Origin of the sequence: Deinococcus koreensis, from assembly GCF_002901445.1 — a bacterium.
GTDB lineage: Bacteria > Deinococcota > Deinococci > Deinococcales > Deinococcaceae > Deinococcus > Deinococcus koreensis.
The window spans coordinates 2,192,835-2,212,488 of the sequence record NZ_PPPD01000001.1; the positions used below are offsets into that span (position 1 = coordinate 2,192,835).

Consider the following 19,654-nt stretch of genomic DNA (forward strand, 5'->3'; position numbering starts at 1 on the left):
TCGTAGCCAGGGGGTGAGATTTCAGACCAACGTGACCCCACTTCCCGCCGCCCTGGCCCCGCCGCGCCTACACTGAGCCCCATGCTGCTGGCCCGCGCCCCCACCGCCCATCTGGAGGGGTTCCTGCGCGACACCCTGGGCGGCGGCGCGACCCGGCTGTATGGGGAAGAGGCGGCCCCGGCGCGCACCCTGGGGGCCACCGAGCTGGGCTGGTCGGACGCTGTGGTGCGCGGCTTCGGCTTCGCGGAGGTCTATGCCCACCAGGCCGAGACCTACCGCCTGATGCGCGAGGGCCGGCACGTGATCGTGACCACCCCGACCGCCAGCGGCAAGACCGGCGCCTTTTTCCCCGGCGTCTTCGAGCGCCTGGAGCGCGATCCGGACGCCACCGCCCTGTTCGTGTACCCGCTGGTGGCGCTGGGCCAGGATCAGCGCGACAAGCTGCGGGCCTTCCGTGAGCGCGGCGGCTTTTCCTGGGAGATCGGGGCCTTCCAGGGCGCCGCTCAGGTGGGCGAGGTGTTCAAGGACGGCGTGCGGATGGTCACGGCCACGCCCGACAAGCTGCACTGGTCGCTGACCCAGAGCGCCGTGCGCGCCTTCCTGGCGCGGCTCTCCTTTATCGTGCTGGACGAGGCGCACACCTACCGGGGGGGCTTCGGCTCGGAGGTCGCGGGGATGCTCCGGCGCCTTCTGGAACTGGCCCGCGCCCTGGGGGCGAAGCCGCAGGTCGTGCTCAGCACCGCGACCATCGGCAACCCGGCCGAGTTCGCGCGCGAACTGACGGGCATCGACGCCGTGGAGGTCAGCGAGTCCGGCGCCGCCAGGCCCGGCAAGCTGTACTACCTGGCCGACCACAGGGGCCAGCCGCGCCGCTTCTGGAACGCCGTGATGGACGCCAGCGCCCGCCACGACCTGAAGGTGCTGGCCTTCTTCCGGGGCCGCTCGCGGGCGGCGCGGCTGTATTCCACCTACCGGGCGCAGCCGCAGTACGCGGGCCGGGCGCACCTGTACATGGCCGGCACCTCCGACCGCGAGGGCCGCCTGAGCGAGTTCCGCCGCGCGGCGAGCGGGGTGATGTTCGCCACCAACGCCCTGGAAGCCGGCGTGGACATCGGCGACCTGGAGGTCGTGATCATCGACGGCTATCCGGGCTCGCGCATGGCCTTCCGGCAGATGGCGGGGCGCGCGGGGCGGGTGGCGCCGGGGCTGGTGCTGTACCTCCCCTCTCTCAACGAACAGGGCGTGCCGCAGCCCGCCGACGCGTTCTATTCCAACTCGGGCAATTTTCTGGAACTGCTGACCGGCCCCATCGAGAAGGCGGTCGTCGAGGCGAACAATCCCTACCTCTCGCCCAAGCACCAGGCGCGCGGCAATGAGGAATTCCGCTCCGCCGGGCTCACAGAGCCGCATCTGCCCGAAGTCTCGCCGCAGAAATACTGGAACCTGCGCGGCGAGGGCAGCCTGAAGTTCGTGGTGGTCGAGGCCGACGACTGGGCGCGGGTGGGGGCCAGAGCGCTCGACACGCCGCTGGAATCGCCCAGCCAGCACTACGCGCTGACCGAGAAGCACGAGGGCGCGGTGTTCACGCTCGACGGCCAGGGCTACAAGGTCGTGCGCTGGGAGCGGCATGGGGCGGGCACCGCCATTCTGGTCGAGAAGTTCCAGGCGGCCAACCTGTTCACGCGCGGCCTGTACGCCATCGAGGTCACGCCGCGCGGCATGGGGAACTGGCACAAGCGCGGCCCGCTGGCCTTCCGGCACGGCGAGGTCACCATCCGGCGGCGGTATACGGGCTACCAGATGCTGCGGCAGGTCTTTGAGCGGGCCTGTATCGGCTGCGACCGCGAGCCCGGCCCGACCGAGCGCGCGTGTGCGAAGTGCGGGGGCCGCATTCAGGACCGGATGCAGGATCACAAGCTCAGCGAGCACCTGTACGACGTGCCGGTCGAGCTGCCGCCCTTCCGCACCAGCGCGCTGGAAATCGGCATCGACGCCCGCGCCACCGAGCGCCCCACGGCGGTCGCGCACACCCTCAAGCACCTGCTGCAGAAGGTCACGCCCGAGCGCATCGCCTGCGACGAGAACGACCTCTCCGGCGCCTTCCGGGGCGGCCATGACACCTACTTCTACCTCTACGACGACTGGCTGGGCGGCCTGGGCGTGTCGCGCCGCGCCTATGAGCATCTGGACGACCTGCTGGCCCGCGCCCTGCAGCTGGCGGCCAAAACCTGCTGCCAGTCCCCGGACGGCTGCTACGCCTGCACGGCGGTGAGCCGCTGCTCCTCGCCCTTCCTGCCCAGCGGCGAGCGCCGCCCGACCGACAAGCACGCCACCCGCCGCTTTCTGGAGGAGGTGCTGGGCGTGCAGGCGGCGCCCGAAGCCCAGGCTGGGGCCGGCGACACGCCCCCCGACCTCGCGCCCGACCTGCCGCCCTCGTGGCCGCTGCAGGCGCGTGAACTGCTCGACCTGCACGGCCTCTCGCTGCCCGAGGTCAGCGCCCGCCTGGGCCTGCCGAGCCGCGAGATCCAGCGCGCCGTGAACACCACCCAGCCCCTGCGCCTGCGCCACCCCAGATTCGGCGAGGGCGTGTTCATGCAGGGTTTCTTGCAGGGGGAGCGGCGCGAGGTGCTGGTGTATTTTCCCGGCGTGGGCCAGAAGAGACTGCTGCTGCAGTTCGCCGGCCTGAGCGTCATCGAGGCCCCCGTCGCCTCCGGTTGACCCCCCGGGCGCCCGCTTGATAAACTCACCCCGCTTCGGGGCCCAGTGCCCGGAGCGGCAATCCGATAGGGATATGGTGTAATGGCAGCACAACAGATTTTGGATCTGTTTGTCTAGGTTCGAATCCTAGTATCCCTGCCACAAGGCGGCTCCGTTCAGGGGGCCGCCGCTTTCTTATGGAGATGAAGCCCGTTTCATGATTCATCAGATTCGAGTCATGAGATGAAGTGCGCCTTTCCTCACGTTCAGTCAGCCTGCCTTCACTGCCCGTCAGGTGGCCGGGCGTAGCCTTGTTTCAGAGGCACAGCACCCGTCCAAGTCGCGTCAGACCCTTCTGGCGCGCGACTGACGGCCGGCCCGGAGGAATCCATGAAGAAGCCCATCATCCTGCTCGCTCTGACCGCTTCCCTGCTGGGCCTCGCCGCCCCCGCCTTCGCCTCCCCCAGGCTGAGCGCCCAGAGCATCATCGTCAATCCGGTGCCCACCACCCTGAGCACCAAGGTGTGGGTCGACCGCGATCCCTACGGCACCGGCACGCCGGACTACCGCGTGGGTGACCGCATCACGATCTCGACCCAGACGAGCGAGAACGCCTATATCTACCTGTTCAACCTGAACCCCGACGGCACGACCGACCAGATCCTGCCCAACCGACTGAGCGCGAGCAGCAGCAACTACGTGCGGGCCGGCCAGGTGCGCCGCTTCCCCGCTGCCGGGGACAATTTCACCTTCGACATCAGCGGGCCTTACGGGCTGAACAAGGTGCTGGTGATCGCCAGCCGCCGCCCGCTGAACCTCAGCGAACTGAGCAGCTACCGTTCGGGCGACGCTTTCGCGACCGTCAGACCGCAGACGCCCGGCCGTCTGGCCCAGGCCCTGAGCATCGTGGTGAACCCCATCAGCCAGCCTGTGCCCCAGCAGGACTGGACGAGCGACACCGTGCAGTACAACGTGGCCTACTGAGCCACGGAAAGCAGCGACCGCCGGCCGGGTGAATGGAGAACTCCGTTCGCCCGGCCGGCGTGTTGGGTTGAGGTGGAAGGCGACCCCTCTCCTTCGGAGCTGTACCAGCCAGTCTGCTTCGCAGCCAGCTCCCCTCAAAGGGAGCCAGGAAATGCCTGCCAGCCGTGCTTTTCCCTGCCTCCCTCTTAAGGGGAGGTGGCGCGGAGCGCCGGACTCGAAGAGCTGCACAGCAGCGGGGTCGCCTACCGCGTCAACGCCCAGCCCTCCCCCCGCCGCGCTAGCCTACGGGGCGTGACCCCGGCCGCCGCTCCCCCCCCGAGGCCCTGGCAGGTGGTGGTCAACCTGCCGGTGCCGGCCTACGATTTTGCCGTACCACACGGCTTTGTCGGCGGGCCTCCGCTGGGCTGCCGGGTGCTGGTGCCCTGGCGGGGCGAGCTGGTGGTGGGGCTGGTGGTGGGCGAGGGCGACCCGCGCGGCGGCCACCGGCTGCGCGAGGCCGTGCATGTGCTGGACGACCCCGCCTGTCCCTGGGTGCCGGCCGCCACCGTGGCGGGCGTGCAGGGCTGGGCGCACGACGCGCGGCTGCCGGCGGGGCTGGTCTGGGGCGATCTGCTGGGGGTGGGCTGGCAGGCGGCTTACGCCCATATGGTGCGGGCGGTGGAGGGCGCCGACCTGAGTGCCTTCGCCCGCAAGGTTCCCACCGAGCGCTGGACGGACGCCGGGGCCTTCGCGCCGAACCTGTTGGACGCCATCCGCGAACAGGGGCTGCTGGAGGAGCGCTTCACCGCGCGTCCCCGCACCAAGACCGTGGTGGAGGCCCGGCCGCTGGACGACGTGCCCCCGGCGTCGCGCACCGTCACCGTCATCCAGGCCGCCGCGCAGCGGCCCACCACCTTGACCCCCAAACAGGCCCAGGCCTGCGCGTGGCTGGCCGAGCACGGCCCGCAGGAGACCCTGAGCGGCTGGGCCAAAGGGGCCGGGATCAGCGCGGGGGTGGTCACGGCGGCGCTGAACGCGGGCGGGGCCGAGTACGTGCGCGTGCAGGCGCCGCCGCCGGAGGCCTGGACGTGGCTCCGCGAGCACGGCCCGCTCGATTCCTATGCCGCCTGGGCGAACGGGGCCAGCGCCCAGGGCGTGCCCCTGTCGCCCACCGTGGCGGGCACCCTGGCCCTGCGCGGCTGGGCCGATACGGTGGAAGTGCCTGCCCCTCCCCCCGCGCTGCCCGAGCCCTGTGCGCTGGTGGCCGATCCGACCCTGCCCGACCGATTGCCGGAAGAAGCGGTCTGGAGGCTGCACGGGGGCCGCGCCGCCACGCGCTTCGGGGTACTGGCGCCGCGTGTGGGCCGGCTGCTCTCGCAGGGCCGGGGCGTGCTGGTGCTCGCGCCCGACCACGCCACGCTGCGCCGCGCCTGGGAGGGTCTCTCCGGGCTGGCCGAGGCCTGCGGCACCCGCGCCGTGCAGATCGCAGGCACGCTTTCGGAGGCGCAGCGCGAGCACAGCTGGCATCTGCTGGGCATGGGCGCGGCGCGCCTGGTCATCGGCAGCGGCCACGCCCTGAGCGCGCCCCTGCACGACCCCGCGCTGGTCGTCGTGCTGGAGGAGGCCAGCGACGCCCACAAGCTCCTGAGCGGCTCGCGCGCCTTCCTGCCGGATGTGGCGGCGCGCATCGCCAGCGCCCACGACGCCGCCCTGGCCTACGTGGGCGCGGCCCCGGCCGCCGAGAGCGTGCCCTGGCCCGGCGCGGTGCTGCCGCCCCCCAAGGCGCGCGTCCATGTCGTGGACTACGCCAATCCCCCGGAGCAGCCCGAGCTGGGGCCGCTGTCGAGCGTGCAGCACAAGCAGGGCGATATGGGCTACCCCATCAGCCACGACCTCGCGCGGGTGCTGCGGCAGGTGCAGGAACGGGGGCGGCAGGCGGTGCTGCTCGCACCCCGGCGCGGCTACAGCGCCCTGCTGCGCTGCCCCACCTGCGAGCACACGCCCCACTGCCGCAACTGCGACGTGGCGCTGCGTTTTCACCAGGAAACCCGCCAGCTCACCTGCCACCAGTGCGGCTACCACGAGGCCATTCCCGACAGGTGCGACAACTGCGGCGACCGCATGTGGAAGGCGCGCGGCCCCGGCACCGAGTGGATCGCCCAGGAGGTCGGCAAACTGCTGCCCGGCTTCCCGGTCTACCGCCTCGACAAGGATCGCCAGGACGACCTCTCGCCGCTGCACGCCGGAGAGCCGGGCGTGGTGGTGGGCACCCAGCTGCTGCTCTCGGGGGAGCCGCCGCCCAACCTGGCCCTGGTCGGCGTCACGCTGGCCGACACCTGGCTGAACGTCTCGGATTTCCGCGCCAGTGAGAGATACCACCGCCTGCTGCGCCAGCTCGCCGAGTGGCACCCTACCCGCGCCCCCATGCTGGTCGTGCAGACCTTCCAGGCCGACCACCCCGCCCTGCGCGTGATGGTCGAGGGCCGCGACACCCTGGCCTACCCCGCCGCCGAGGAGCGCGCCCGCAAGGCGCTGGGCTACCCGCCGCACGCCCGGCTGGCGCAGATCGAGGTCACGGCCCGCGACCCCAGGAAGGCTCAGGCCGCCGCCCAGGAACTCGCGGACGCCTTCCACGGCGCCGGGGCCACCGCCCAGGAGGTGCTGGGGCCGGCGCCCAGTCCGGTGGCGCGGCTGCGCGGCGTCTATCCCTACCACCTGTTCCTGCGGGCGAGGCACGACGCGCGGCTGGGCGAACTGCTGCGCGTGCTGGATACCCGCACATGGAAGGCGCGGGTGCGGGTGGACGTGAATCCGAGGGGGGGGCTGTAGGAACCGTATCCTGGCAGGTGGAGGCAAGCCGTGAACGACTGGGATGATCTGCTGCTCACCGGAGGATTTGCGCCACGCGAGGTCATTTTGGCAGGACTGACCCTGAACCAGGTGGGTGCAAGGCCTGACGGTGTTCCTCACAGCATCTATCAGGAGCTGTGGCATGCGGCCATGGTGCTCAAAATCTCCCTGGACGAGGGCCGCTCAGCCCTGGAACGCTGGCCCTACGCCCAGCATTTTCCCGAGTCCGCCGCTCCCGCTGACCAGCAGGACTGGGACGACCTCGTGTCGATGTTCCTGACATATTCCAGGCAAGCCGTGACACGGGCAAAGGACGAACGCTGGCTCAGCTCCCCAGAACCAGGTTACCCCCACTCGACGTGGCGCGATGGCCTGGAGTTTCTCGCCGTCCACACGGCGTATCACCTGGGCAAGGTGGTGTGTCTGCGGCAGATCATGAAGAACTGGCCGCAGTAAACGGCCGCCCAGCCCCTCGCCTTCAAGTGACCGCCTCCCCAAAATCCACGCTCGCCGCCCGCTCCAGCGCCGCATAGGCTCCATCTTCAGCCCTGAGCCTGTCCGGCGGGCCGTCCTCCACGATCCTCCCGCCCGCCAGCACGATCACGCGGTCGGCGGTGCGCGCCAGGCTCAGCCGGTGCGTGACGATGAGGGCGGTGCGCCCCCGCATCAGCACGTCCAGGGCCGCGACCACCTGGGCCTCACTCCCGGCGTCCACGGCGCTGGTGGGTTCGTCCAGTAGCAGGACGCTGGGGCGGGCCAGCAGCGTGCGGGCAATCGAGAGGCGCTGGCGCTGGCCGCCTGAGAGCTTCACGCCGCGCTCGCCCACCACGGTGTCCAGTCCGTCCGGCAGCGCCCGCACGAACGCGAGCGCGTGGGCGGCGCGCAGGGCGTCCTCGACCTCAGCGTCTGTGGCGGCCGGCCGGGCGTAGCGGACATTGTGGGCCACCGTGTCGTGGAACAGGAAGGTGTCCTGCGCCATCACGGCCGCGTGCTGGCGCAGGCTGCCCAGGGTCAGGGCGCGCACATCCAGACCGTCCAAGCGCACGCTGCCCTGTTGCGGGTCGTGGCTGCGGGTGACCAGCCCCAGCAGCGTGCTCTTGCCCGCGCCGGATTCGCCCAGCAGGGCCACGCGCTGCCCGGCGGGGATGTGCAGCGTCAGATTCTGCAGGATCGGCCGGGCGGGGTCATAGCCGAAAGTCACGTGCTCGAAGGCGATCTCGCCGCGTACCGGGCTGGGCAGCGGGCGGGCGCCGGGGCCCTCCTGCACGCTCACGGGCGCGTCCAGCACCTCGAACACGCGCCGACCACTGGCCTGGGCGCGCTGCAGTAGGTCGCCGATGTTGACCAGATCGTCGATGGGGCCATAGAAATAGCGGCCGTAGCCCCGGTAGGCCAGCAGGCCGCCCAGCGTGAACTGTCCGGCCAGGATCAGCCACGCGCCGCCGCCCAGCATGATCACGTTGCCCAGGTTGCCCACGAAGCGCGCCCGTGGAAAGGCCCGGTTGCGGATGGTCACGGCCTTCACGCCCTCCTCGTAGAGCTGCTGGCCCAGCGCCCCGATGCGGGCGGTCTCGTCGCTCTCGCGGGCGAAGCCCTGCACGACCCTTATTCCGGCCAGGCGGTCGCCGATCAGGGCACTCAGGTCGCCCAGCCGCTCGCGCGCCGCGCGGTAGGCGGGCTGCACGGTGCGCCCGTAGCGCCACAGCATCGCGCCCACGGCGAGCATCGGCAGGGTGGTCAGCACGCCCAGCAACGGCTGCAGCGCGATGAAGATGCCCACCACGCCCAGAACCCGCAGCGCGTTCGCCAGAACGGCGTCGGTGCCGCGCACCAGCACGTCTTGCAGGGCGTCCACGTCGCCGGTCACGCGGGCGATCAGGTCGCCGCTGCGCTGGGACTCGAAATAGGCCGCCGACTGCCCCTGCAATTTGCGGTACAGGGCCAGTCGCAGGTCGCGCGTGAACGCCTGTCCGGCGCGTTCCAGCAGCAGGCCGCGCCACGCGCTCAGGAGTTGCTGTATGCCGAACACGCCCACCAGCAGCGCCAGGTGCCCCCCGATGAAGGCCCAGTCCCCAGCCGGCAGCCCCTGATCGACCACCCGGATCCACACCAGCGGCGGGTACAGCTCGGCGGCCACGCTGCCCAGCAGCAGCGCCAGCCCCAGCCCGACCGTGCGGCGGTAGGGGGTCAGCAGGCCGTACAGGCGGCGCAGGGGGGTGGGAGGAGAGGACGGCGCGGGCATCCCCCGGAGCGTAGAGCGCCCATCACGGTGCCGCGTGGGGAAGACCCACTATCCTGCCCGCATGACTGCCGCCGACCCCCAGCCCGACCAGCGCGTCCCCGTGATCGTCGTGGGCGGCTTCCTGGGGGCCGGCAAGACCACGCTGGTCAACCACCTGATCCGCAGCCTGCCGCACCGCCTGGGCATCATCGTGAACGAGTTCGGCGCGCAGGGCGTGGACGGCGCCCTGATCGAACGCTTGCAGGACGACGTGACCGAGCTGACCGCCGGCTGCCTCTGCTGCACCGGCCGGGACGACCTGCTGCGCGCCCTGGTGACCATCGCCATGCGCGAGCAGAAGCCCGACGCCGTGGTGGTCGAACTCTCCGGTGTGGCCGACCCGACCCCGGTGCTGACGACCCTGCTGGAACGCTCGGTGCGTGCCGCCTTCCGCGTGACCACCCTGGTCGCCGTGGTGGACGCCCGACACGCCCTGCAGACCCTGCGCGAGCACCCCGAGGCCGCGCGGCAGCTCGCCTACGCCAACGTGGTGGTGCTGAACAAGACCGATCAGGCCGATCCGGGGCTGCTGGAGCACGCTTCAGGGGTGCTGCGCGGCGTGAATCCGCTGGCCGAGATCAAGCGGGTGGAGCGCGGCCAGATCGACGCGGACGCCCTGCTGGCGCGCGACGATTTCGACCCACGGGTGCTGGACGGCGTGGACGAGAGGGCCGCGCACACGCCGGGGCTGACCTCCTTCACGCTGCGCGCGGGGCGGCCGCTCGATCCCTACCGCTGGCAGCGCTTCATGACGGACTTCCTGCTCTCGCGCCCGGCCGAGGTGCTGCGCGCCAAGGGCTTTCTCGATCTGCACGGCTACCCGCAGCGGATTCTCTTCCAGGCCGTGCGCGACCTGTTCACCACCGACGCCTGGGAGGAAGGAAACGGCCACAGCGAACTGGTGGTCATCGGGCGCGGGCTCGACCGGGCGGAGTTCGAGTCCGCCTGGGAAGGGTGCCTGATCCCCGACCCCGCCGAACTGATCCCGGACTGAGGGGCAGGGGCATGAATGCACCTGAACCTGCTTCCCACGCGGTCTGGACGGGGTGCGGGTAGGGTGGCCGCATCACAGGAGGCCCTTCATGTCCAGCCCTGCCACCCTCACCCTGCCCCAGCGTCGTCCGCCCCACGACCCACCCGCTCACGTCGTCGAGGACGCCCTGAGCAATCACGACGGGCTGGAGACGGTGGCCGACACCCTCCAGGGGCTGCTCCGGGGCGCCGAGGCCCACCTGCCCGCTGGCGTGATGAACGCCCTGCACGGCGAGTGGCTGGGCCACCCCATCCATCCGATCCTGGTGCACCTGCCGCTGGGGGGCTGGATGGTGGCGGCGGCGCTGGACTTCCTGCCGACCCGTCAGCCGGGGGGCAACGAGGCCGCCGCCGACCTCGCCCTGACCCTGGGCACGCTGGGGGCGGTCGGCACGATTGCCACCGGCTGGGCCGACTGGAGCACCACGCGTGGCGAGGCCCGCCGCACCGGGCTGATCCACGGCGCGCTGAACGAGACCGCCTTCGTCCTGAACGTCGGCTCCATCCTGGCGCGGCGGCGCGGGCGGCGGGGGCTGGGGAAGGCACTGTCCGGGGCGGCGCTGGGGCTGGCGGTCGCGGGCGGCTTCCTGGGCGGCGAACTGGTATACCGGCACGGGCTGGGCGTGGGGCGCACGATGGCCTGGCCTCAGGGATAATCTGCGCCCTGTGACCCTGCACCCCGACCTCTATCTGCCCAGTCCCGAGGAATTCGATGGGCTCAGCCCCCAGGCCCGCGCCGAGCGCCTGAACGGCCCCCACGGCGGCGGGCTGGACGGCACGCTGGGCCAGCGGCTGGGCATCACCTGGCTGAGGATCGAGCGGGACCGCCTGAGCGCGCGGATGCCCGTCGAGGGGAACCGTCAGCCCTCCGGGCGCCTGCACGGGGGCGCCAGCCTGGCACTGGCCGAGGAACTGGCGAGCATGGGCTCGTGGATCAATCTGGACGTCCGCAAGCAGGTGGCGGTCGGCGTGGATCTGAGCGGAACCCATGTGCGGGGGGCCCTGGGCGGCTCCGTGACCGGCGAGGCCACGCTGGCCTACCGGGGCCGCACCGTGATGGTCTGGACGGTGGAGATCCGCGATGAGCGCGGGCGCGTGACCAGCCTCGCGCGCTGCACCTGCAACGTGATCTCCACCGGCGGCTGAGTTCGGCAGGCTCAGCGGCAGAGGCCCACCCAGCGCCAGAAACCCAGCGCTGGAGCCCCAGTGCTAGAGCCCCAGCGCGCGGCTGAAACTCTCGGCGGCGCGCAGCTTCATGTCCTCGACCGCGCTCCAGTTGGGGGCCGTGCGGCGCAGCGCCTCGTCGGTCACGGCGGCGGGGTTCAGGTCGGTCGGGTGGGTGGGTGCCCCGGCGTCGTCGGCGAAGCCCTGCACCTTGGGGTCGTAGGCCACGGCGGAAAAGGGCGTGCCGGCCGCCGCCGCCAGGATGACGGCGTGCAGCCGCACCCCGATCACGTATCCGCTCTGGGCGATGGTGTCCAGGGCCAGCTGCGGGTCGCGGGTGCTGATCACCTCGTCGGCGCCCAGGGCGTGCGCGGCCGCGTCGTCGTGATCCGGCATGAAGCTCAGGGCGGTGACCTGCCGGCCCTCGGCCTGCAGGGTGCGGGTCACGGTCTTCAGGTGCCCGGTGGCGTCCGTCACGTCGCCGCGCGGAGCGATGACGACGCGGTGCGGGTTGCGGCTCAGGCCGGGCGTGGGCTCCAGCAGCAGGGCCGGGTCGCCGCCCAGTTCGCCGTGGATGCCCAGGCCCCGCAGGGTGTCCAGGCTGGTCTGGTCGCGCACGATCACCAGCGTGCCGCGCAGCGCGCCCGCCACCTTGCGCCCGCCCGCCGCGCTCAGCGGCCCGACGCTCTGGTTGAACACGACCACCCGTTTGCCCAGGAAGCGCGCGAGCCGGATCACGCTCAGGTAGTAGGTCAGCGTGCGGGCGCTGGTCTTGTCCTGCAGCAGCCCGCCGCCGCCCGAGAGGACGACCTGCGAGCGCAGCACGGCACCCAGCAGCGCGCGGGGTTCCATGCGCTGGGCGCTCTCGCAGCCGTAGAGCGCCGCACTCTCCTGGGGCGTGTTCGAGAGCAGCAGCGGCCTGACCTGCAGCTTCTTCAGCTCCCGCGTGATGGCCAGCGCGATGGCCTCGTCGCCGGTGTTGCCGAAGCCGTAATACCCGCTGACGGCCACCCTCATGCCCCGGCCTGCCTGCCGGCACCGGGGGCGCGGCGGGGAGCATTCCACAGCTTCAGGCCGAACTTCAGCGCCTCGATGGCGAGCAGGCCGAGCAGCAGGCCCAGGCCCAGGCCCAGGAAGCAGCGCGCGGCGCTGACCAGCAGCGGCGTATGGAAGTGCGAGAAGGTGTTCAGGATGCTCGACTGGCCCACCACCCCGCCCAGGATCAGCAGGCCGCTGAAGTAGCCCGGCAGCCGGCCACTGAGGCCCAGCAGCGCCAGCGGATGCGACGCCACCTCCTTGAAGCGCGGCCGGATGATCGAATCCTGCACGTCGCGGCGCAGCGAGGCCTCGAACTCGGTCACGGAGCCGCCCGTGGAGTTGCCCCGGCGCTCGAAGACCAGCGCCAGCAGCGCGAAGCCCAGCCCCATCACGGCCACGTCGCCCAGCCGGATCGGCGCCGCGTAGATGTCGGAGACCGTCTTGCGGATGTCCTGGCGGGGCAGGAAGCTGGCGGCGACCAGCAGCAGCGGCAGCAGCAGGGTCAGGCCCACGCCCCGGAACGGTTCCAGGCCCAGCGTGCTCTCGCGGCTGGCCCCCAGCGCCGAGACGAACAGCACGCCCACCAGACTGAGCCCGGTGGCCAGGAACCAGTCGCTGACCCGGTGGCGGCGCAGTACCAGTCCCAGCGCCGGGAAGGTCACGGCGGCGATCAGGGCCGCGCCCGAGAAGGGACTGCCGAAATTGAGCCCGAAGGCCAGCAGCCCGGTCACGCCCGCCGCCGCCAGCCCCAGGCGCGCCAGCGGGAAGCTCAGGCCCAGCAGCAGCAGCGCCGCCAGCGGCCCGATCATGCTCAGGGCCTTCAGCAAGGGGCTAGGATTGAAAAGCGCCACCTGAGGCGTGCCGATCTTCACGCCCGATCTCGTCAGCAGCGACCCGGCGCGGCCCAGCATGGCCTCGGTCTCGTTGATGGTCGGGTAGGGGCGCAGGTACATCAGCCGCATCCCGCGCTCGCGGCCCGCTAGGTTGTACTTGCTCGCCACGTCCAGCGGGTCGAGCTGGTTCTGCCAGCTCGGCGCCAGCGCGAACAGCCGGGCCCCGCCGTGCGCGACCACCAGCTGATCGAGCCCCTTCTGGATGTTGCCCTCAATGATCGCCGGCATCCGGTTGCCCAGCGCGGTGTTCACCTGCGCGAGCAGTTCCGGGGTGCGGGCGCCGATCACCTCGTCGCCGGTGAAGGCCACGAAGGGCACGTCCGGCCAGTCGGCGCCCACCTTCGCCTGCGGCACGGCCTCGTCCTGGTAGGGGCGGTAGACCAGCACCAGGCCCTGCTTCCTGAACTCGGCGATCTGCGCCGCGTTCGGGCCGGCGGGCAGGTAGCTGGGATCCGTGGGCCACTCGATCCATTTCTGGCCGCCCACGCTGACCTCACGGGTCGGGATGGTGTAGCGGGTTCGCAGGGCCGCCGTCACGTCCGCCTCCACCGCGCGCATGTACACCGCGTTGGGCTTCACGCCTGCGCCGGGGAAATCGGCCGCCAGATCGGCGCCGTTCTTCAGGTACAGCTCCCCGCGCTGCTGCAGGCTGGCGATGGTGTCCTCGTAGACGGCCACGCCGTTCACCCCGAGTTTCTTGTAGCGGTCGAGCAGGGCCTGCGGCTCCAGCCCGTAGCGCCGCGCCTGGGTCACCAGCGCCGGGTAGTCCATGACCAGCGCCGCCGTCTTCTGCGACTGCTCGTACTGCACGCGTGCGGCGGCCAGCAGCAGCGCCGGGATCAGCGACAGCGCGATCAATCCCAGCAGCGCCCGTGTCCAGGGATGACGGGTGGAGGGCGGCACTGTCGTGGAGGGCACCGTGGCGGACAGGGGTGGGCCGGCGGGGGAGGGGTCGCCCACGCCGGTCACCGGACGGGAGGAGAGTGGATCAGTCACAGGGCACATCCTAAGGGCGCGGTGTGGGAAGGGGGGCCAGTGGGGAAGCCGGGGCCAGGGGGTGTGCCCGGCCCGGCGGCCGGTTCAGGGTAGGGTCACCGGGCGCCCGGGCTCGTCCATCCAAAGGTGGGGGCCACGGCGGCGGGCGCTCTTAAACCGTGGTGCGGATGCGGGCGCTCAGCATGTCCAGCGCGGGCTCGTTCATGCCGCCGTGCGGAATGATCACGTCGGCGTAGCGCTTGGTGGGCTCCACGAAGCTCAGGTGCATGGGGCGCACGAAGTCCAGGTACTGCTGGATGACGCTCTCGGGCGTGCGGCCGCGCTCCTGGGTGTCGCGCTGCAGGCGGCGGATAAAGCGCACGTCGGCGTCGGCGTCCACGAAGACCTTGAGGTGCATCCGGCCGCGCAGGGCCTCGTCGTACAGGGCGAAGAAGCCCTCCAGCACCACCACGTGCCCCGGCAGGATGGTGGTCGTCTGGGCCGAGCGCGTGTGCCGGGTGAAGTCGTACTCGGGCATGTCGATCGGCACGCCCGAGAGCAGCGCGTCCACGTGCTCGCGCAGCAGCGCCCAGTCGAAGGCCGCCGGGTGGTCGTAGTTGGTGGTCAGCCGGGTCTCGAAGGGGATGTCGGACTGGTCGCGGTAGTAGTTGTCCTGGTTGAGCACCGCCACGCCCTGAGACCCCACGGTCTCGATCACGCGGCGGGTCACGGTGGTCTTGCCGCTGCCCGAGCCGCCGGCCACGCCGATCACGAAGGGCGCGCGGGCAGTGGTCTGTGCCCCGGCCTCCGGCATCAGGCGTGCCCCAGGGAGCCGATCAGGTCGATGCGGCGCTCGGCCATGCGGCGGGCCACCAGATGCGGCACCTTGTCGTACTGCTCGGCCACCTGCACCACCCGGGTCACGATCTGGTAGACCCGTTCGGCGGCCTGGTTCATGTCCGCGCCGGTCGCGGCCGCGATCAGGCCCGCCGAATTGATGGCGAAGTCCGGCATGTACACGATCCCCGCCTCCTTGACGGCCGCCTCGCCCCGGCGGGTCAGCGGGTGGTGCTCGCCCCCGGCGATCAGGCGGCACTGCAGCCGCGGCACCGAGTCGCTGGGAATGGAGTGGCCGAAGCCGCAGGGCGCCAGGATGTCACAGGGCGTGTCCAGCAGTTCGCTGCAGCCCACGACCTGCGCGCCGTCCAGCTCGTTCGCCAGCGCTTCGGCCCGCTCCAGGCGCGAGTCCGCGATGGTCAGCCGGGCGCCCTCGCGGTGCAGGTGCTGGGCCAGCGTGCGGCCCACCGCGCCCACCCCCAGGATCGCCACCCGTACGCCCCGCATGCTCTCCGAGCCCAGCGCGAAGCGGGCGGCGGCCTTCATGCCCCGGTAGACCCCGTAGCCGGTCACCGAACTGGTGTCGGTGTGCATCCCCAGCGTGGCGGGCGTCTCCTGCGCCAGGAACGAGATGTCGGCCGGGGTCACGCCGATGTCCTCGGTGAGCACCACGCGCGTGGCCAGCGGGCGCACCTGGCGGCCCAGCGCGCGGAACAGCGCCTCGCGGGCGTGCGGGTCGTCCACGCCGGCCTCCGGCATCATCAGCACGCAGGCGCCGCCGCCGTAGTTCAGCCCGGCCAGCGCGGCTTTCAGGGTCAGGCTCTCGGACAGCGCCAGCGCGCCGCGCACCGCCAGCTCCTCTTCCTGTTCACGGAGTCTCACGCCGGCGATGGCCGGCCCGAGGACGGTCGAATGGATGGCCATGGCGGCCCGCAGGCCGCTGGGCGCATGGTGAAGCAGGGTCAGGGCCTCGTGCCCGCGCGTCTGCATCTCCTCAAGTATCAGCATCAGGACTCCTGTCGGCCTCGCCGGGGTTCGGCGGGCGCACACGTCTAGGGAGGCTACCACCAGACCCGGTGGCATATGGCCTCCGGGCGCCTATCCGGGACTGCGGCCCGCCTGCGACCCACGGAACGGGCGGCCTCCGCCTTGAAAGAACGCTGTCATAGGCGCCGCGTCAGGCTGCAGCCAGACACGGCTTGGTGTTCGGCGCCTACATCTTCGAATCACGAGGGTGCGCGAAAGGGGAATGGAATGGAACGGATTGCTCCGCTGGCCAAGATTCTGGCAGAGGCGAACGGGATTGACTGGCAGACCCTCAGGGGTTCGGGCGAAGGCGGCATGGTCGTCGAGCAGGACATCCTGAATTACCTCTCGCGCATCATGAGCGGGGAGGAGGAGCCGCCGTCCACCCCGGTCGACGTGCCGCCCGCCGACTGGAACGGCGACGTGAACGCCATGCCCGACCTGAGCGGCATGAGCTCCGAGCAGCTCAGCCGCGCGGGCGTGGACTCCGATATGGCGGCGCTGCTGAACCAGGCCCGGCCCCCGGTGTCCCCTGAAGTGCCGTCCACTCCGGCCACGCCCGAACTGGACGCCGAGGACATGGACTTCGAGCTGGACGACGATGTGACTGGAGAGATGCCCGGCGAGGCAGCTGCGCCCGCCGCGCCGATGGCCCCCGTGGCCGCCACGCCGGCCATGCCCACCTGGGACTTCAGTGCGCCCGCACCGCAGGCTGCGGCCCCGACGGCTGCTCCCTCCATGCCGGCCGCCCCGATGCCCGAGGTGCCGATGCCTGACCTCCAGATGCCGGCGGCCACGGCGCCCGTCGCGGCGGCTGGTGTCGCGGCGGCCGGTGCCGGGCTGGGCAGCCTGCTCTCGCGCCTGTACCAGCAGACCCCGGCGCCGGCCGCGCCCCTGGAACCCGCGGAATCGGCCCCGGCCCACAGCGAGACCGCCCACAGCGAAAGTGCCCACAGCGAAAGCGCCAGCCCGGACGAGGCCGCTGCAGACGCCGGCGCCTTCTCCTCCGAGGAGGCCCATTCCGGCGCGCCCCACTCCAGCTTTGAAGTCTCTGACCACACGGACGACGCCCAGGAGCAGCCCGCCCTGGCCGCCGAGCCCGTGGTGATGGACACGCCCGCCATTGAGGCCGGTACCGTAGAGGCCACCACCGGCGAGACCAGCACCGCTGAAGCCAGCACCGGGCCCGACGAGCGGCCCGCGCCGGAGCCGGTCGCGGCGGCCGAGGAGCCCGAGGCCCCCGCCGAACCCCAGGCCCAGACGGCGCCCCAGGACGCCCAGGCCGAGCCCGCCCCCGAGGCTGAAGCGGCCACTGCTGCTCCCGCCCCCGCCGCCCAAGCCTCCGGCGCGGTGTGGTTCGGCACCTACCTGCGCCGCTCTGTGGACTTCGGCGCCGCCAGCGCCCTGCATGGCCAGCTGAGCCGCGCGCTGGGTCAGGACGTGCCGCTGGCCTTCCTGGTGGCCCGCGCCGTCCAGCGCCACGCCGCCGCCCTGGGCCTGAGCTCGGTCGCCCTGCACGACAACGCCCAGAACCGTGCCCGCAGTGTGGCCGGCGAGCATCTGCGCGCCGCAGTGGACGCCCTGGCCCACACCTACGAGGGCACGCCCGATCTGCTGGTCGTCGATGCCGGGGCGCTGGATCTGGATGACCTGCACTACCCGCACACCGTGACCCTCAGCGTGGGCCGCGTGCATGACGGACGCGCCGCCCTGACCCTCAACGGCCCGGTGGACGCCGCCCAGGGCGCCCGCTTCCTGGCCGATCTGGACGCCACCCTGCGAGAGCCGATCCTGCTGGTGCTGTAACCCCTGTAACCCACTTCTACAACCGAAAGGGGCGCTCCGAATGGGCGCCCCTTCCTGTCGTGAGGTGTGCTTCAGGCCCCGCTGCTCAGATTGGCCTTCTCCCACTCGTAGAACTCGGGTTTGTAGAACTCCAGCCGCACCTTCTTGTATTCCTTGGTGGAGTACAGGATGGCGTGCGGGGTACCCGGTGCCACCTCCTGCTCGATGGCCGCGATCTTGCCGAAGGCTTCTTCCTTGCTGCGGCCGTGCACCATGGTGAAGATCGTGTAGGGCCACTCGGGGTAGGTGGGGCGCAGGTAGCAGTGCGAGACCGCCTTGAAGCCGGCCATCTGCCGCCCGACCTCGGCCACGTCGCCCTCGGGTACGGCCCATACGCCCATGGCGTTGAAGGTGAAGCCCGCCTTCTGGTGGCGGAACACAGCCGACACCCGCCGCAGCGCGCCCGCCGCCTTCATCTTCACGGCGTGCTCGGCGACCTCCTCAATGCTCAGGCCCAGGGCCGCGCAGGCCTGGGCGTAGGGCTCCTCGGTGACTGGCAGGTCTTTCTGGAACTCGGTCACGAAGGCGCGGTCGAGGTCAGTCACGGCGTAGCCGATGTTGCGCTGCTCGCTGGTGTACTGCGGAGCGGCCTTGGCGTTCCAGTCCTCCTTGCCGGTCATGTCGAACTCCACGCCGATCTTGAAGAGGTGCAGGGTCGGCATCAGCCGGGTCAGGCGGGCGCCGCTCAGGTCGTGGAGCCGCTGCACGTGCGCCTCCAGGTCGCTCTCGGGCGGCACGGCGATGGTGTACCACAGGTTGAAGTCGTGGTTGCGCTTGTAGTTGTGGCTCACGCCGGGATGGCCGTTGACGACCTCGGCGCCGGCGTCCAGCTGATCCTCGTCGTGCACGGCCGCCACCAGGCTGCTCTGGTAGCCCAGCGTACGGGTGTCGAAGATCGCGCTGACCTGCCGCAGCACGCCCTGAGCCTTGACCTCGCGCAGGATGTCCAGCGCCTGCTCCTCGCTCAGGCCGACCTCCTGCGCGATCACCGCGTAGGGGCGGCGCACGATGGGGATGTCGCGCTGGATGCGGTTGAGCAGCTGCTCGCGTGGGGTAGGCGGCGCGGGGGTCGCCGGAGGCGTCACAGTCTGGGCGGGAGCGGTCATACCCGCCACCATACGCCGGCCGGAGCGGTAAAAGGTCCCCGAACGAGCGGTCAGACCGGGCGTGGGCCGGCGCCCGGCGCTGCCCCTGAACCTTCCCCGGGGCCTACCCGCCGGGCGCCGACCGGGCGCACAATGGCCCCTATGGAGAGAAGGCGATGGTAACCGCGATCGTGATGGTTCAGGCCGAGCGCCACAGCATCCAGACGACCGCCGAGGCGCTGGCCGGCGTGCCCAGCGTGCGAGAGGTCTATTCCGTGACCGGCGAGTGGGACATCGTTGCCATCCTGAAACTGGCGCAGTATGAGGAACTCGACGACGTGGTGACCGGGCATCTTCGCAAGGTGCCGGGCATCCTGCGAACCCACACCATGCTGGCCTTCCGCACCTACAACGAGGCGCTGCTCGATCAGGGCTTCGGCGTGGGGCTGGATGAAGGCCAGGGTCGCTGAGGCGCTGTCCTGAGCGTGGGCTGGCCACCGTGCCAGCGTGACGCCGGACACCACCCGCAGGCCGCACGCCGATTCACCCTGAGCCGGACGTAGACCCCCGAACCTCTTGAGGCCGCGTGGCATCTGCTGACTGGAGACGAGGTTCGGGCCATTGACGGGTCTGGAAATCCCTGCAGCCGCCCGGTGCCTGGGTCTCCGGGCCGAACTGTAGCCTGAACGGCCGCACGATTGAATCCGGACTCCTCAGCGCCTTCTCAGAAACCCACTGGAGTCCACTGGAGCCGGGAAAGCGCTGCGACGTCCCGGGTTCGGCTCAGTCCTGTTCGCCCTGGTGTTCGCGGCGCCCGGCTTCTTGTTCGATCCGGCGGTGTTCTGTATCAAATGCTGTATTCACTGAAATTCAGGGGCCATGTCGCAGTGTCGATTGCGGCGTGGCCCTCCGAAATTCGCCGGAGCGCCGCTCCGCAGCGGAAACTATCGTTGAACGGGCCCGCGCGT

15 protein-coding genes and 1 tRNA gene are annotated in these 19,654 nt (G+C 71.2%); 10 read left to right on the forward strand and 6 right to left on the reverse strand.

Features of this window, described 5'->3' with window-relative positions; all coding sequences use genetic code 11:
* The first annotated feature begins 81 nt into the window (after positions 1-81).
* The 5 genes from CVO96_RS10400 to CVO96_RS10420 all read left to right on the forward strand — a co-directional run bounded on the left by CVO96_RS10400 (position 82) and on the right by CVO96_RS10420 (position 6,966).
* Positions 82-2,718: a DEAD/DEAH box helicase gene (locus CVO96_RS10400; protein WP_103312175.1), complete on the forward strand. Its 2,637-nt coding sequence runs from the start codon at positions 82-84 to the stop codon at positions 2,716-2,718.
* Between the two features lie 67 nt (positions 2,719-2,785).
* Positions 2,786-2,859, forward strand: a tRNA-Gln gene (locus CVO96_RS10405).
* Between the two features lie 228 nt (positions 2,860-3,087).
* Positions 3,088-3,681, forward strand: coding sequence for a DUF4384 domain-containing protein (locus CVO96_RS10410; protein ID WP_103312176.1), 594 nt, complete (start codon positions 3,088-3,090; stop codon positions 3,679-3,681).
* A 291-nt stretch (positions 3,682-3,972) separates the two neighbouring features.
* Entirely contained in the window at positions 3,973-6,489 is a 2,517-nt protein-coding gene (gene priA / locus CVO96_RS10415) for a replication restart helicase PriA (RefSeq protein ID WP_103313417.1), read from the forward strand.
* A gap of 30 nt (positions 6,490-6,519) precedes the next feature.
* The gene (locus CVO96_RS10420) at positions 6,520-6,966 is read left to right on the forward strand and encodes a DinB family protein (RefSeq protein ID WP_133161787.1); all 447 of its coding nucleotides are present in this window, start codon (positions 6,520-6,522) and stop codon (positions 6,964-6,966) included.
* Between the two features lie 22 nt (positions 6,967-6,988).
* On the opposite strand, the gene CVO96_RS10425 is transcribed toward CVO96_RS10420, so the two are convergent.
* Positions 6,989-8,752, reverse strand: coding sequence for an ABC transporter ATP-binding protein (locus CVO96_RS10425; protein WP_103312178.1), 1,764 nt, complete (start codon positions 8,750-8,752; stop codon positions 6,989-6,991).
* Between the two features lie 61 nt (positions 8,753-8,813).
* Between CVO96_RS10425 and CVO96_RS10430 the strand changes: the two genes are divergently transcribed.
* The 3 genes from CVO96_RS10430 to CVO96_RS10440 all read left to right on the forward strand — a co-directional run bounded on the left by CVO96_RS10430 (position 8,814) and on the right by CVO96_RS10440 (position 10,969).
* The gene (locus CVO96_RS10430) at positions 8,814-9,785 is read left to right on the forward strand and encodes a CobW family GTP-binding protein (protein ID WP_103313418.1); all 972 of its coding nucleotides are present in this window, start codon (positions 8,814-8,816) and stop codon (positions 9,783-9,785) included.
* Between the two features lie 88 nt (positions 9,786-9,873).
* Entirely contained in the window at positions 9,874-10,479 is a 606-nt protein-coding gene (locus CVO96_RS10435) for a DUF2231 domain-containing protein (protein ID WP_103312179.1), read from the forward strand.
* A gap of 10 nt (positions 10,480-10,489) precedes the next feature.
* On the forward strand, positions 10,490-10,969 hold the full coding sequence (locus tag CVO96_RS10440; protein ID WP_103312180.1) for a PaaI family thioesterase: 480 nt from the start codon (positions 10,490-10,492) through the stop codon (positions 10,967-10,969).
* A 63-nt stretch (positions 10,970-11,032) separates the two neighbouring features.
* Here CVO96_RS10440 and csaB read toward each other — a convergent pair whose 3' ends face one another.
* The 4 genes from csaB to CVO96_RS10460 all read right to left on the reverse strand — a co-directional run bounded on the left by csaB (position 11,033) and on the right by CVO96_RS10460 (position 15,738).
* Positions 11,033-12,004 carry a polysaccharide pyruvyl transferase CsaB gene (csaB, locus tag CVO96_RS10445; protein WP_103312181.1) on the reverse strand — a complete coding sequence of 324 codons (972 nt, stop codon included), beginning with the start codon at positions 12,002-12,004 and terminating at the stop codon, positions 11,033-11,035.
* The gene (locus CVO96_RS10450; RefSeq protein ID WP_243398282.1) at positions 12,001-13,923 is read right to left on the reverse strand and encodes a DUF5693 family protein; all 1,923 of its coding nucleotides are present in this window, start codon (positions 13,921-13,923) and stop codon (positions 12,001-12,003) included. Before CVO96_RS10450 ends, csaB begins: the two co-directional genes overlap by 4 nt.
* Positions 13,924-14,065: 142 nt before the next feature.
* Entirely contained in the window at positions 14,066-14,707 is a 642-nt protein-coding gene (gene udk / locus CVO96_RS10455; protein WP_103312182.1) for a uridine kinase, read from the reverse strand.
* The gene (locus CVO96_RS10460) at positions 14,707-15,738 is read right to left on the reverse strand and encodes a Glu/Leu/Phe/Val dehydrogenase family protein (RefSeq protein WP_103312183.1); all 1,032 of its coding nucleotides are present in this window, start codon (positions 15,736-15,738) and stop codon (positions 14,707-14,709) included. Before CVO96_RS10460 ends, udk begins: the two co-directional genes overlap by 1 nt.
* Before the next feature lie 246 nt (positions 15,739-15,984).
* Between CVO96_RS10460 and CVO96_RS10465 the strand changes: the two genes are divergently transcribed.
* Positions 15,985-17,562, forward strand: coding sequence for an E3 binding domain-containing protein (locus CVO96_RS10465; protein ID WP_103312184.1), 1,578 nt, complete (start codon positions 15,985-15,987; stop codon positions 17,560-17,562).
* A gap of 71 nt (positions 17,563-17,633) precedes the next feature.
* Here CVO96_RS10465 and ahbA read toward each other — a convergent pair whose 3' ends face one another.
* Complete coding sequence (gene ahbA / locus CVO96_RS10470; protein WP_103312185.1) at positions 17,634-18,707, reverse strand: siroheme decarboxylase subunit alpha; 1,074 nt, start codon at positions 18,705-18,707, stop codon at positions 17,634-17,636.
* A gap of 155 nt (positions 18,708-18,862) precedes the next feature.
* Here ahbA and CVO96_RS10475 point away from each other — a divergent pair, with 155 nt between their 5' ends.
* Positions 18,863-19,156 (forward strand): Lrp/AsnC ligand binding domain-containing protein, encoded by a 294-nt coding sequence (locus tag CVO96_RS10475; protein WP_103312186.1) that lies wholly within the window; start codon positions 18,863-18,865, stop codon positions 19,154-19,156.
* Positions 19,157-19,654 lie beyond the last annotated feature (498 nt).